Genomic DNA, 13030 nt, shown 5'->3' on the forward strand with positions numbered 1-13030 from the left:
ACGCTGGTCGGCGAAGGCGTCCTGCGGGGCGAAGGGCGGGGATTGAATGGCCGAGACAAGCCGGAGGCTGAGCCAGACCGCGTTGAGCGCGGGCCCTGACGATCTCGTTCAGCTGTGCAGGGAGCTCATCCGCCGTCCCGGAATCTCAGGGCGGGAGGGGGAGGTCGCTCGCTTCACCGTGGAGAGCATGCGCTCTCTTGGCTTCGATTCCGTGACAGTTGATTCCTACGGCAACGTGGTGGGCGAGATCGTCTTCGGCGGAGATGGCCCCAGGCTGCTGCTCACGGCTCAGATGGATCACGTCGACGCGGGCGACGCGGCTGAGTGGACGAAGTACCCGTTCGGCGCATTCATCGAGGACGGGCGCATCTACGGCAGGGCCGCCTCCGATCAGAAGGGCGCTCTCGCAGCCATGATGACAGCTGCCTCAGCCCTCAAGAGGGAGTCCGGCGACGACCTGCGCGGCAGCCTGTTCGTCGCGGGCGCCGTCCACCAGGAGACTTTCGAGAGGGAGGCGTCCAGGGCGATAGCCGACCTCGTCGAGCCGGACTGCGTCATTGTCGGAGAGGCGTCGGACCTGGCGCTCGAGCGAGGCCAGAGGGGACGGGTGGAGATCCGAATCGACGTCATAGGCAGGATGGCCCACTCGTCGCACCCGGAGCACGGGGTGAACGCGGGCGACGTGATGGTGCGATTTCTCACCTTTCTAAAGGCTCGTTTCAGGCCGCCGAAGGACGATTTCCTGGGCGAGGGGATCCTCGTGCTGACGAGCCTCTCCTCCTCTCCGTGCATAAGCTCGGGCGATGACGGTTGCGAGCCCCGTCCCGACGGCGGAGCGATCCCCGAGAGGTGCACGGCTCTGTTCGATCGCCGCCTACTCTCAGGGGAGACGCTCGAGGGAGTGGCGCGCCAGTTCGACGAGATAGTCGCCGAAGCCTCACGCGCCATTCCGGAGCTTCGCGCCGAGGTCTCCCTTCCCGTGATGGAGGACAGGTGCTACACGGGCGCCCCCATCAGGGGGAGCCGCTTCGCCCCGGCCTGGACCATGCCCGCCGGGTCGCCCTTTCTCCAGTCTCTCTCCCGCGCCCTGGACGACGCCGGGCTTCGCTCGGAGATCTCCTCCAGGCCGGGCTTCGGCACCAACGGCTGCCACTACGCGGCCGAGCGAAACATCCCCACGGTTATATACGGCCCCTCGAGGAGGGAGCTTGTCCACACTGTGGACGAGTACATCGACATAGACGCGCTCTTGGGATCGTGCGCAGGCTACGGGGCGATGGCGCGAATGTTGCTGACGCCGGCCTCGTCATGGGCGCGCGGGCGTTTTTCAAGCGAAGGGGAGGGATCCTGATGGGACGTCCTGTTGAATTGAGGTGCGTTCTGTGCGGCTCGACGTACGGGCACGGGGAGGTCGAGTACGTCTGCCCCGCCTGCGGGCTGGACGGGACGCTGGACGTGCTTTACGACTACGATGAGGCGGCTCGCACCCTGACCGCCGACTCTCTCGCCGGGCGGGAGAGATCGCTCTGGCGATACGGGGAGCTTCTGCCGATAGAGGACGGGGCGAACATCCCCGGCCTTTCCGTCGGCTGGACGCCCCTGTACGACTGTCCGGAGCTCGCGCGGGAGTACGGGGTGGCGAAGCTGATGATCAAGGACGACGGGCGGAACCCGACCGGCTCCCTGAAGGACCGGGCCAGCGCGGTGGGAGTCGCCAGGGCGCTTGAGACGGGGCAGACTACGATCGCCTGCGCGTCCACGGGGAACGCAGCCAGCTCCCTCTCCGGCTTCGCCGCGGTCGCGGGATTGCGCAGCTTCATCTTCGTGCCGGAGTCGGCCCCCGCGGCCAAGGTCACTCAGCTGCTGGTCTACGGCGCGAACGTGGTGCTGGTAAGGGGCGACTACGCGGACGCCTTCAACCTGGCGACGGCCGCCATCTACAGGTACGGCTGGTACAACCGCAACTGCGCGATCAACCCCTACCTGGTGGAGGGGAAGAAGACCAGCGCGATGGAGCTGGCGGAGCAGACCGATTGGGACGTGCCGGACACGGTCTTCATCGCGGTCGGTGACGGCTGCTGCATAAGCGGGCTGTACAAGGGCTTCTCGGACCTTAAGCGCACCGGGCTGATCTCTCGCATCCCGAGGATAGTCGGAGTGCAGGCCGAAGGCGCAAGGCCGATCTACGACGCTTTCAAGAGCGGTGCCGAAAGGGTCGCCTTCGGCCCGGCGGACACCGTGGCGGACAGCATCTCCGTCGGAGCGCCCCGCAACTGGGCCAAGGCGCTGCGGGCCGTGCGAGAGTCGGGCGGGGACATGGCGGTCGTCAGCGATGCCGATATTCTGTCCGCTATCCCGGAGATGGCGCGCAGGACGGGCGTGTTCGGCGAGCCGGCCGGATCGGCCGCCTACGCGGGCTTCCGTCAAATGGCCCGAGCGGGTCGGATCGGAAGGGACGAAAAAGTGGCCGTCGTCGTCACCGGCAACGGCCTGAAGGACATAGAGAGTGCGAAAAAGGCGGTCGGCGCGCCGATGGTCTCGGCCCCCGACCTGGATGACTTCAACAGACAACTTGAGAGGAGTGGATTGCAGTGCTAGATAATTCCCAGCAGCTGCTGCGCGACGCGGATCCTGAGATCTTCGCGGCGATCGAGGAGGAGCTCTCGCGCCAGAGGAACGGAATCGAGCTGATAGCCTCGGAGAACTTCGTGTCGAGGGCCGTGATGGCCGCGGCCGGCTCCGTGATGACCAACAAGTACGCGGAGGGCTATCCGCGCGCGAGGTACTACGGCGGATGCGTCTTCGTGGACAAGGCGGAGGACCTGGCCCGCGACAGGGCCAAGGAGCTCTTCGGCTGCGACCACGTCAACGTGCAGCCTCACTCGGGCTCCCAGGCGAACATGGCGGTCTACTTCTCCGTGCTGCAGCCGGGGGACACGATCCTGGCAATGAACCTGGCGCACGGCGGGCACCTGACCCACGGCTCCCCGGTAAACTTCTCCGGCAGGCTTTACAACATCATACCCTACGGCGTAAGCAGGGCCACGGAGACCATAGACTTCGCCGAGGTAGAGCGCCTGGCGATTGAGCACAAGCCGAAGATGATAGTCTGCGGCGGATCCGCCTACCCGCGAGAGATCGACGCGGAGAAGTTCAGGGAGATCGCCGACAAGTCCGGCTCGCTGCTCTTCTTCGACATCGCCCACATAGCCGGCCTGATCGCCGCAGGATGTCACAAGGATCCCGTCCCCTTCTGCGACTTCCTTACCACCACCACTCACAAGACCCTGCGCGGCCCCCGAGGCGGCATGATCATGTGCAGGGAGGAGTACGCCAAGGCGGTGGACAAGAACATATTCCCCGGCATGCAGGGCGGCCCGCTGATGCACATAATTGCCGCCAAGGCGGTGGCCTTCCGCGAGGCCCTTCACCCTTCGTTCAAGGACTACCAGAGGCGGGTAGTGGAGAACGCGCGCGCCCTCGCCGACTCGCTTCTGTCGCTGGACTACCACTTGGTCTCCGGAGGCACGGACAACCACTTGATACTTGTCAATCTGACCGACAAGGGGGTCACCGGCAAGGATGCGGAGGCAGCGCTCGACAAGGCCGGTATCACCGTGAACAAGAACTCGGTACCGTTCGACACTCAGAGCCCGTTCGTCACCAGCGGCTTCCGTGTCGGGTCGCCCGCCGTCACCACGCGCGGCTTCGGAGTCGACGACATGAAGCAGATCGCCGGATGGATAGACAGGGCGATCCGCAACATCCAGAGCGAGAACGAGCTGGCCGCCATAAAGGCCGAGGTGCTGGAGAGCTGCCAAAATCACCCCCTGTATCCGGGGCTTGAGTAGAGGAGGAAGCGCATGTCTTATTCGATAGACCTGACGATCAACGAGCAGGGTTTGAAAAGCGCGGTGGAGCTTGCCAGGAGGCGCAACATAGTCATCCCCACCTTCAAGCAGATGAAGGACCCGGACGTCCACACGCCGCCCGCCATCAAGGAGAGGCTCAAGAAGTCCGGCCTGTGGGACGTGGACCCGGCGAACCTGTTCCGCATCACGTGGAAGAACGAGCCGACCAAGCAGGGTGGCCTCTTCGGCAAGGTCAACTACCTGGAGTTCCCGAAGGAGCTCACAGGAGTGGACGCCCGCATCGTGGCGATCGTCGGCAAGTGGTTCCCCACCGGGGCGCACAAGGTCGGCGCCAGCTTTGGCTGCCTGGCGCCGCGCCTGGTCACCGGACAGTTCGACCCGATGAAGCAGAAGGCCGTCTGGCCGTCCACCGGCAACTACTGCCGGGGCGGCGCCTACAACGCGCAGCTCCTGGGCTGCGAGTCCATCGCCATCCTTCCCGAGGGGATGAGCAGCGAGAGATTCGACTGGCTGAAGACCGTGGCGGGCGAGATAATCGCCACCCCCGGCACGGAGAGCAACGTCAAGGAGATCTACGACAAGGTGTGGGAGCTTCGCCGCACCCGCGACGACATCGTCGTCTTCAACCAGTTCGACGAGATGGGCAACCACCTCTGGCACTACGAGGTCACGGGGAGCGCGATGGAGGAGGTCCTGCGCGAGGTGATGGGCGAGAAGGACCGCTACTTCGGCGTCGTGGTCACCTCCGGCTCGGCCGGCACTACCGCCTGCGGCGACTACCTGAAGAAGCTCCACCCGACCAGCAAGTTCGCAGTGGGCGAGGCGCTCCAGTGCCCGACCCTGCTGGAGAACGGCTTCGGTGCCCACAGGCTGGAGGGGATAGGCGACAAGCACGTTCCCTGGGTCCACAACGTCAAGAACACCGACATGGTCATGGCCATCGACGACGAGGACAGTATGCAGCTCATCCGCCTCTGCAACGAGCCGGAGGGGCTCGAGTACCTCAGGCAGCTAGGCGTGAAGGACGACTTCATCGAGCAGCTTCCGCTGATGGGAATCTCCGGCGCGGCGAACCTGCTGATGGCCGTCAAGATGGCGAAATACTACGAGCTGACGTCCAGGGACGTCATCCTGACCGTGCTGACCGACTCGATGGAGATGTACGGCTCGCGCGTGAAGGAGATGCAGGACGAGGAGGGGCCCTACAGCCTCTGCAAGGCGGCCGCGAACCACGCCCGCCACGTGCTCGGAGTCCGCACCGACGGAGTGCTGGAGCTCACCTACCCGGAGAGAAGGCGAGTGCACAATCTGAAGTACTACACCTGGATAGAGCAGCAGGGCAAGACCTCCGAGGAGCTGAACGCCCAGTGGTACGACGCGGAGGAGTACTGGGGAGCGGTCCAGTCCATGGCTGACGCGATCGACGAGAGGATAGACGAGTTCAACAGACTGACCGGCCTGCTGTAGCGCGCGTTGCTTGTCGTCCGGGCAAGGCAGCCGGTTCGTCATTCCGACGAACAGCGACTTTGTCATTCCAACGAGCTAAGCGAGGTAAGCAGGCGACAGGCGAGGCGAAGCGAGCCTAGTCGTTCGATATCCCGAGAAGCGTAGCGACGAGGGGAGGAATCTCCCCTCCTCTATCTACAACAAAGAAAGAAGGTGTCCCATGATACCATTTGAAAAAATACTGGCCAAGGCCGAGGAGTACAAGCCCCAGATGTCCCGCTTCCTGCGGGATATGATAGCCATCCCCAGCGAGAGCTGCGAGGAGGGCGACGTCATCAAGCGCATCAAGGCCGAGATGGAGCAGTGCGGCTTCGACCGGGTCGAGATCGACCCGATGGGCAACGTGCTCGGCTTCATCGGCAACGGCAAGCACCTGATAGCCATGGACGGCCACGTGGACACGGTCGGCATCGGCGACCGATCCCTGTGGGAGTTCGACCCCTACGAGGGCAAGGAGGACGACGAGCTCATCTTCGGCAGGGGCGCGAGCGACCAGGAGGGCGGCATGGCCTCCATGGTCTACGCGGGAAAGATAATCAAGGAGCTGGGCCTCCCCGGCGACTTCACCCTAATGGTGACAGGCACCGTCCAGGAGGAGGACTGCGACGGCCTCTGCTGGCAGTACATCATTGAGGAGGGCGGCTACAAGCCGGAGTTCGTCGTCATTACCGAGCCGACCTCCTGCAACATCTACCGGGGCCAGCGAGGGCGCATGGAGATAAGGGTCGAGGTAAAGGGCATATCCTGCCACGGCTCCGCCCCGGAGAGGGGCGACAACGCCATCTACAAGATGGCCCCGATCCTGCAGGAGCTTCGCGCTCTTCACGAGAACCTGCTCTACGATCCCTTCCTCGGCAAGGGCAGCCTCACAGTGTCCGAGATCTTCTTCACGTCGCCGTCGCGCTGCGCGGTGGCCGACAGTTGCGCCATCTCCGTCGACCGAAGGCTCACCCACGGCGAGACCTGGGAGATGGCGTTGCAGCAGATCAGGAACCTTCCCGCCGTCAAGGCCGCGAACGGAGAGGTCACGATGTACAAGTACGAGCGCCCCTCCTGGACTGGGCTCGTCTACCCGACCGACTGCTTCTTCCCCACCTGGGTGCTGGAGGAGGACCACGCCGCCTGTAAGACGCTGGTCGACGGCTATAAAGAGCTGTTCAAGAGCGAGCCGCTGGTTGACAAGTGGACCTTCTCGACCAACGGCGTCTCCATAATGGGCCGCTACGACATACCGTGCATCGGCTTCGGGCCGGGGCACGAGGACCAGGCCCACGCGCCAAACGAGCGCACGTGGAAGAGCGAGCTGGTCAAGGCGGCGGCTCTCTACTCGGTCATTCCTTCCATCTACACCGGCAAGTACGCCGGTTGACCAGCGGCCTGGAGGCCGAATAAAGACAACAGGAGGAGAGAGAGGAATGCAGACGCTTTTCAGAGGAAAGCACTTCATAACCCTTCAGGAGTGGACCAAAGAGGAGATCGACACGCTTCTGGACGTCTCCTACGACCTCAAGAAGGACTTCGCCATGGACAGGCCGACCAATTACCTGCCCAACAAGACCGTGTTCCTTATGTTCTTCGAGCAGTCCACACGCACTCGCAACTCGATGGAGGCCGGCATAACCCAGCTCGGAGGGCACGCTCACTACCTCGACACCAGCGGCATGCAGATAGCCCACGGCGAGGTCCCCAAGGACACGGCGGTGATCCTGTCCAGGATGGGTCACGCCATCGCCTGCCGCAACTGCTTCTGGAAGGAGGGCAACGAATACCTGCGCGAGATGGCCAAGTGGTCGCCCGTGCCGATCATCAGCATGCAGGACGACATCTACCACCCTCTGCAGGGAATAGCCGACCTGATGACCATACAGGAGAAGAGGGGGCGCAACAGCAAGGGGCTCAAGGTCTCCGTGATCTGGGCCTATGCAACCACGCACAAGAAGCCGATCTCAGTGCCGCTGTCCCAGGCGTTGCTTTTCCCGCGCTACGGCATGGACGTGACCCTCGCCTACCCGAAGGGCTACGAGATGCCCGACTGGGTCATAGAGCAGGCCAAGAAGAACGCTCTCGAGAACGGCGGCTCCTTCCGCATCACAAACGACCAGGAGGAGGCCTACCGCGACGCGGACGTTGTCATCCCGAAGAACTGGGGCAACTGGGTGACAAACGAGAGCAAGGATGTCATAGACAGCACTCTCGAGGCCAACAGGCACTGGAAGTGCACCGAGCAGCGCATGGCCCTGACGGATCCGAAGTCGATCTACATGCACGCCCTGCCCGCGGACAGGGTGAACGAGGTGGAGGACTCCGTCATCGACGGGCCTCACTCGGCGATCTACGACGAGGCGGAGAACAGGCTGCACACTGCCAAGGCCGTCATGGCCCTGACGATGGGCGGCAGGTAGGAAGTTTTCGATGCCGCGCCCTCCCTTCGCGGGCGCGGCCCGCCCGTGCTATACTCGAGAGGCGGCGTTCGAGGCGTGTCCGCCTCGTCGGTGCCGCTCGCTTCAAGAGGAGCGCATGACTGGAGGATCGAACGGATGTACGATCTTGTGATTCGAGGTGGCTCGGTGGCAACGGCGGACGGAGTGCTGTTCACCGATGTCGCCGTGCTGGGCGAGAGGATCTGCGCACTGGGAGGCGGGCTCGAGGGTCGTGAGACCATCGACGCGACGGGCAAGATAGTCCTGCCTGGGGTCATCGACCCTCACGTCCACTTCGCCCTGCCCGTGGGCGATTATGTCTCCAGCGACGACTTCTACTCCGGCGGTGTCGCCGCGGCCTGCGGCGGAGTGACGACCGTGATCGACTTCACCGTCGGCGCGTCGGAAAGGAGCATACCGGAGGACATCGAGAATCGCCTGGAGGACGCAAAGTCCTCCGTGATCGACTACGCCCTGCACGGCGAGGTGGTGGGCTGGAGGCCCGGCAGGGTGGACGAGATGAGGGAGGCTGTCTCCCTTGGGGTTAAGAGTTTCAAGTTCTTCACGGCCTACGGCGCCTCCGGAAGAAGGACGGACAACGGTCAGATGCTGCAGGCCTTCCAGGCCATCGCTGAAATGGATGCTGTCGCGGTGGTCCACGCGGAGGACGAAAGCGTGATAGAGAGCCTGTCCGCTCAGCTTTCCAACGAAGAGTGGGGTAGGATGGACAGCCTCGCCAAGGTCCGCCCCGACGTGTGCGAGGCCCTGGCGGTGAACGCGGTGGGCTGGCTGGCCGCCCGGACAGGGGCCGGCTGCCACATAGTCCACCTCAGCTCCGCCCTCGGGCTGGAGGAGGCCCGGCGCGCCCGCGAGAGGGGAGCCAAGCTTACCACGGAGACCTGCCCCCAGTACCTGCTGCTGACGTCGGAGGCCTACAGGGCGCAGGACGGTCATCTCTTGTCCGCGGCCCCCGCTCTTCGCAGCGGTGAGGACAACGAGGCCCTCTGGGCGGCCCTGTCGTCCGGCGAGGTGAACTTCGTCGCCACGGACCACTGTCCCTTTACCAGGACGCAGAAGGAGTGGAGGGGTGCGTTCGACCGGCTGCCGGGCGGTCTTCCCGGCGTGGAACTGATGCTCCCCCTTCTGTACTCTGAGGGAGTGGTCAAGGGGAAACTGTCCCTTAGCGACCTTGCGGCGATCACGTCGGAGCGTGCGGCCAAGCGGTACGGACTCTACCCGCGCAAAGGCTGCCTGATGCCCGGCGCAGACGCCGATATAGTGATCTTCGACCCCGACGAGGCCTGGAGCGTTCGGGCCGGGGCGCTCAGGATGAACGTGGATTTCTCTCCCTACGAGAACATGGAGCTGACCGGCAGGACCTGGCGGACCATCTCGCGGGGCGAGGTGGTGTATGCGGACGACCGCTTCCTTGGGAAGAAGGGCAGGGGTCGTTTCCTTAAGCGTTGAGCGTGTTGCTTTTCAGCGACCGGTTTTGAGGAGGAATGTAAGGTTATGCACGTGCCGAGCGATATCGAGATTGCACAGGGGGCGGAACTCCGTCCCGTAACGGAGATAGCGAAGAAGCTGGGGATAGGGGAGGACGAGCTGGAGCTCTACGGCCGCTACAAGGCCAAGGTCGGGCCGTCTGCCTGGGAGAGGGTCAAGGACGGGCCGGACGGCAAGCTGATCCTCGTCACGGCGATAACCCCGACTCCCGCCGGGGAGGGCAAGACCACCACGACGGTCGGTCTCGCGGAGGCCCTGACCAGGAGGGGCAAGAGGGCAGCTATGGCCGTCCGCGAGCCGTCGCTGGGCCCCAGCTTCGGGATCAAAGGCGGCGCGGCGGGCGGCGGCTACAGCCAGGTGCTCCCGATGGAGGACATCAACCTGCACTTCACCGGGGACCTGCACGCGATAACGACGGCCCATAACCTGATCTCCGCGATGGTGGACAATCACATGCAGCAGGGCAACGAGCTGAACCTGGACCCGAGGAGGATAGTCTGGCGGCGCGTGATGGACCTGAACGAGAGGGCCCTCCGGAACGTCATAGTCGGCCTCGGCGGCAGGACGAACGGAGTGCCTCGCGAGAGCGGCTTCGACATCACGGTGGCGTCCGAGGTGATGGCGATCCTCTGCCTGTCGACCGACCTGATGGACCTGAAGGCCCGTATCTCCAGGGCGGTGGTGGGCTACACCTACGACGGCAAGGCGGTGACGGTCGGTGACATAGGAGCTGCCGGAGCGGCGACGGTCGTGCTGAAGGATGCGATCAAGCCGAACCTGGTTCAGACCCTCGAGGGGACTCCCGCCTTCATACACGGCGGCCCGTTCGCGAACATCGCCCACGGCTGCAACTCCATCCAGGCTACCCGCCTGGGGCTGAAGCTGTCCGACTACTTCATCACGGAGGCGGGCTTCGGCGCGGACCTGGGAGCGGAGAAATTCCTCGATATCAAGTGCCGCATGGCGGGGCTGAAGCCATCCGCGGTGGTCATAGTCGCGACCGTGCGCGCTCTCAAGATGCACGGCGGCAGGAAGAAGAACGAGCTCGGCCACGAGGACCTCCTCGCGCTCGAGAAGGGCATGACGAACCTCGAGAAGCACATAGAGAACGTCGCCGTGTTCGGCCTGCCGGCGGTGGTCGCGATCAACCGCTTTCCGGGGGACACCGAGGCGGAGCTGGCCCTGGTGGAGAAAAAGTGCAACTCGCTCGGCGCCTCCGTCGCCCTTTCCGAGGTCTGGGCGAAGGGCGGAGAGGGCGGCCTCGACTTGGCCGACAGGGTGATAGAGGCGTGCGAGAAGCCGTCGAACTTCGCCTACCTATACGACGAAAGCCTCTCTCCCAAGGAGAAGATGGACGTAATAGCCAGGAAGGTCTACGGTGCCGACGGCGTCGTCTTCACCGACCAGGCGGAGAAGGACCTCGCCCTGGTGCACGAGCTCGGCAAGGACGACCTACTGGTCTGCATGGCCAAGACCCAGTACTCCCTCTCCGACGACCCGGCGCTGCTTGGACGCCCCTCCGGCTTCAAGATAACCGTGCGCGAGGTCAGGCTGTCGGCGGGGGCGGGCTTCCTGGTGGCTGTGACTGGCGCGATAATGACGATGCCCGGACTGCCGAAGAAACCGGCCGCCCTGTCAATAGACATAGACGCCGACGGGCGGATCTCCGGGCTGTTCTAGGAGGGATGATGACATGACGGCAAAGATACTCGATGGCAGGAAACTGGCCTCGGAGATAAGGTCGGAGATAAAGGACAGGACCATTCTGCTCAAGCAGAGGGGCGTCACCCCCGGCCTGGCGGTGATCCTCGTCGGCGAGGACCCGGCATCCAAGGTCTACGTTGGACAGAAGGAGAAGGGCTGCCTTGAGGCGGGCTTCGCGTCGTTCCTGCACAGATTGCCCGAGTCGACGAGCCAGGAGGAGCTCCTGGCCCTTATAGAGAGGCTGAACAACGACAGCAACGTGCACGGGATCCTGGTGCAGCTTCCTCTGCCGAAGCAGATAGACCCGGACACGGTGCTCGCCGCCATCCTTCCCGAGAAGGACGTGGACGGCTTCCACCCGGTGAACGTAGGCCGCCTGGTGACGGGGCTTCCGGCCTGCGAGCCTTGCACGCCGAAGGGCATAATGCGTCTGCTCAAGAGCACGGGCATCCCCATCGCGGGCAAGGAGGCAGTGATAATCGGACGCAGCAACATAGTCGGCAAGCCGGTCGCGCTTATGCTGCTGGCGGAGAGCGCGACGGTCACCATCTGTCACAGCCGGACGGAGGACCTCGCCGGCCACGCAAGGCGCGCGGATATACTGGTGGCGGCGGTGGGGAGGCCCCGCTTCGTCACCGGCGACATGGTCAAGGAGGGCGCGGTGGTGATCGACGTGGGGATTAACAGGCTGGAGGAGGGGCTTGTCGGTGACGTGGACTACGAGCCGGCTGCCGAGAGGGCGTCCTGGATAACGCCAGTCCCCGGAGGAGTCGGCCCAATGACGATAGCCATGCTGCTCGAGAACACGCTGGAGCAGGCGGAGAAGACGGCCTCGGCCGCTCGATGACTTTATCCGAAGGGGAGGGGAGTAGTGTGGCTTTGCTTGTTGACATGACTCTCGGTCGGTTCACCGACGAACTGGCGGCCGACACGGCCGCGCCGGGGGGCGGGAGCGTCGCGGCCCTGTCGGGTGCCCTCGCGGCGTCGCTGGTCTCGATGGTCTGCCGCCTCACGATAGGCAAGAAGGGCTACGAGGAGTTCGAGGAGGAGGTCAAGGAGGTGCTGGGCGAGTCGGACGGGCTTCGCCGCACCCTTCTCGACGCCATCGACATAGACGCGAAGGCGTTCGAGAAGGTGATGGAGGCTTTCGCCGCCCCCAAGGGGACCGACGATGAGAAGGCCGAGCGGCGCGAACTCATCCAGTCCGCCTTCAAGGGCGCGTGCGAGTCTCCGAGGGACACGGCCATTGGCTGCCTCCAGGTGCTTCGACTGTGCGCCCGAATCGCGGATAAGAGCAACACGAACGCCGCCAGCGACCTCGGCGTCGCCGCCACTGTCGCGCTCGCCGGGCTGGAGGGCGCTGTGATGAACGTCTTCATCAACCTGTCGTCCATAAAGGACGAGGACTACGTGGACGACATGGAGTCGCAGATGGAGACTCTGCACGAGGAAGGGGCTATACTAAAGGCCGGCGTCCTTCGAGTCGTGCCGGGAGACCTATAGGCCGGGGACCGGCTCATGAAGAGGATCCTGATCCTTCACGGCGTCAATTTGGGGATGCTGGGGAGGCGAGACCCGGCCCACTACGGCACCGAGGCCCTGGGCCTTATAGATGAGCGTCTGCGCCGCCTCGGCGCGGAGCTCGGAGCCGAGGTCGAGTCCTTCCAGACGGACTCGGAGGGGGAGATGTGCGCCATGATCCACCGGGCGGTGGAGGACCGGGTGGACGGAGTGGTCATCAACGCCGGCGCTTGGTCTCACTACAGTCTGGCCATCAGGGACGCGCTGGAGATGCTGAAGGTTCCCGTCGTCGAGGTCCACATGTCGAACATCCACGCCAGGGAGGAGTTCAGGAGCACCTCCGTGCTGGCCGGGGTGGTGAAGGGGCAGATCTGCGGATTCGGGGCGGAGAGCTACATGCTCGGCCTCAGGGCCGTCGTGGGTGCCGTCTAGCCTTGAAATGTCCGAAAGGGCGGCATTTTCCGACCGGGGGACTCTCTCCCCCGGTCTTTCGTTAAAAAC

At 64.2% G+C, this 13030-nt stretch carries 11 protein-coding genes; all 11 read left to right on the top strand.

The features are described 5' to 3' along the window. The first annotated feature begins 46 nt into the window (after nucleotides 1-46). The 11 genes from GX181_03215 to aroQ all read left to right on the top strand — a co-directional run bounded on the left by GX181_03215 (nucleotide 47) and on the right by aroQ (nucleotide 12961). The gene (locus tag GX181_03215) at nucleotides 47-1351 is read left to right on the top strand and encodes a YgeY family selenium metabolism-linked hydrolase (protein ID NLM70957.1); all 1305 of its coding nucleotides are present in this window, start codon (nucleotides 47-49) and stop codon (nucleotides 1349-1351) included. Beyond that, the gene (locus GX181_03220; protein NLM70958.1) at nucleotides 1351-2598 is read left to right on the top strand and encodes a threonine synthase; all 1248 of its coding nucleotides are present in this window, start codon (nucleotides 1351-1353) and stop codon (nucleotides 2596-2598) included. Before GX181_03215 ends, GX181_03220 begins: the two co-directional genes overlap by 1 nt. Continuing rightward, nucleotides 2592-3851 (top strand): serine hydroxymethyltransferase, encoded by a 1260-nt coding sequence (locus tag GX181_03225; GenBank protein NLM70959.1) that lies wholly within the window; start codon nucleotides 2592-2594, stop codon nucleotides 3849-3851. Before GX181_03220 ends, GX181_03225 begins: the two co-directional genes overlap by 7 nt. 12 nt (nucleotides 3852-3863) lie before the next feature. Continuing rightward, nucleotides 3864-5339 (top strand): pyridoxal-phosphate dependent enzyme, encoded by a 1476-nt coding sequence (locus GX181_03230; protein NLM70960.1) that lies wholly within the window; start codon nucleotides 3864-3866, stop codon nucleotides 5337-5339. Between the two features lie 199 nt (nucleotides 5340-5538). Continuing rightward, nucleotides 5539-6747, top strand: a complete 1209-nt coding sequence (locus GX181_03235; protein NLM70961.1) for a YgeY family selenium metabolism-linked hydrolase — start codon at nucleotides 5539-5541, stop codon at nucleotides 6745-6747. A gap of 46 nt (nucleotides 6748-6793) precedes the next feature. After that, nucleotides 6794-7780, top strand: a complete 987-nt coding sequence (locus tag GX181_03240; protein NLM70962.1) for an ornithine carbamoyltransferase — start codon at nucleotides 6794-6796, stop codon at nucleotides 7778-7780. Nucleotides 7781-7915: 135 nt separating this feature from the next. Then, a complete protein-coding gene (gene hydA, locus GX181_03245) occupies nucleotides 7916-9265 on the top strand; it encodes a dihydropyrimidinase (GenBank protein NLM70963.1) in 1350 nt (449 codons plus the stop codon). Between the two features lie 45 nt (nucleotides 9266-9310). Further along, entirely contained in the window at nucleotides 9311-10984 is a 1674-nt protein-coding gene (locus tag GX181_03250; GenBank protein ID NLM70964.1) for a formate--tetrahydrofolate ligase, read from the top strand. Between the two features lie 13 nt (nucleotides 10985-10997). Continuing rightward, nucleotides 10998-11855, top strand: coding sequence for a bifunctional methylenetetrahydrofolate dehydrogenase/methenyltetrahydrofolate cyclohydrolase FolD (gene folD, locus GX181_03255; protein ID NLM70965.1), 858 nt, complete (start codon nucleotides 10998-11000; stop codon nucleotides 11853-11855). Beyond that, complete coding sequence (locus GX181_03260; protein NLM70966.1) at nucleotides 11852-12511, top strand: cyclodeaminase/cyclohydrolase family protein; 660 nt, start codon at nucleotides 11852-11854, stop codon at nucleotides 12509-12511. The genes folD and GX181_03260 overlap by 4 nt, the downstream gene beginning before the upstream one ends. A gap of 15 nt (nucleotides 12512-12526) precedes the next feature. Then, nucleotides 12527-12961 carry a type II 3-dehydroquinate dehydratase gene (aroQ, locus tag GX181_03265; GenBank protein NLM70967.1) on the top strand — a complete coding sequence of 145 codons (435 nt, stop codon included), beginning with the start codon at nucleotides 12527-12529 and terminating at the stop codon, nucleotides 12959-12961. Nucleotides 12962-13030: the final 69 nt, after the last annotated feature.

It is taken from the genome of Synergistaceae bacterium (genome assembly GCA_012521675.1).
Taxonomy (GTDB): domain Bacteria; phylum Synergistota; class Synergistia; order Synergistales; family Aminobacteriaceae; genus JAAYLU01.

Bases quoted from the DNA above. Each gene is read 5' to 3' on its own strand.
- GX181_03215 (NLM70957.1), top strand. From the start codon at position 47: ATGGCCGAGACAAGCCGGAGGCTGAGCCAGACCGCGTTGAGCGCGGGC.
- GX181_03220 (NLM70958.1), top strand. From the start codon at position 1,351: ATGGGACGTCCTGTTGAATTGAGGTGCGTTCTGTGCGGCTCGACGTAC.
- GX181_03230 (NLM70960.1), top strand. From the start codon at position 3,864: ATGTCTTATTCGATAGACCTGACGATCAACGAGCAGGGTTTGAAAAGC.
- GX181_03235 (NLM70961.1), top strand. From the start codon at position 5,539: ATGATACCATTTGAAAAAATACTGGCCAAGGCCGAGGAGTACAAGCCC.
- GX181_03240 (NLM70962.1), top strand. From the start codon at position 6,794: ATGCAGACGCTTTTCAGAGGAAAGCACTTCATAACCCTTCAGGAGTGG.
- hydA (NLM70963.1), top strand. From the start codon at position 7,916: ATGTACGATCTTGTGATTCGAGGTGGCTCGGTGGCAACGGCGGACGGA.
- GX181_03250 (NLM70964.1), top strand. From the start codon at position 9,311: ATGCACGTGCCGAGCGATATCGAGATTGCACAGGGGGCGGAACTCCGT.
- folD (NLM70965.1), top strand. From the start codon at position 10,998: ATGACGGCAAAGATACTCGATGGCAGGAAACTGGCCTCGGAGATAAGG.
- GX181_03260 (NLM70966.1), top strand. From the start codon at position 11,852: ATGACTTTATCCGAAGGGGAGGGGAGTAGTGTGGCTTTGCTTGTTGAC.
- aroQ (NLM70967.1), top strand. From the start codon at position 12,527: ATGAAGAGGATCCTGATCCTTCACGGCGTCAATTTGGGGATGCTGGGG.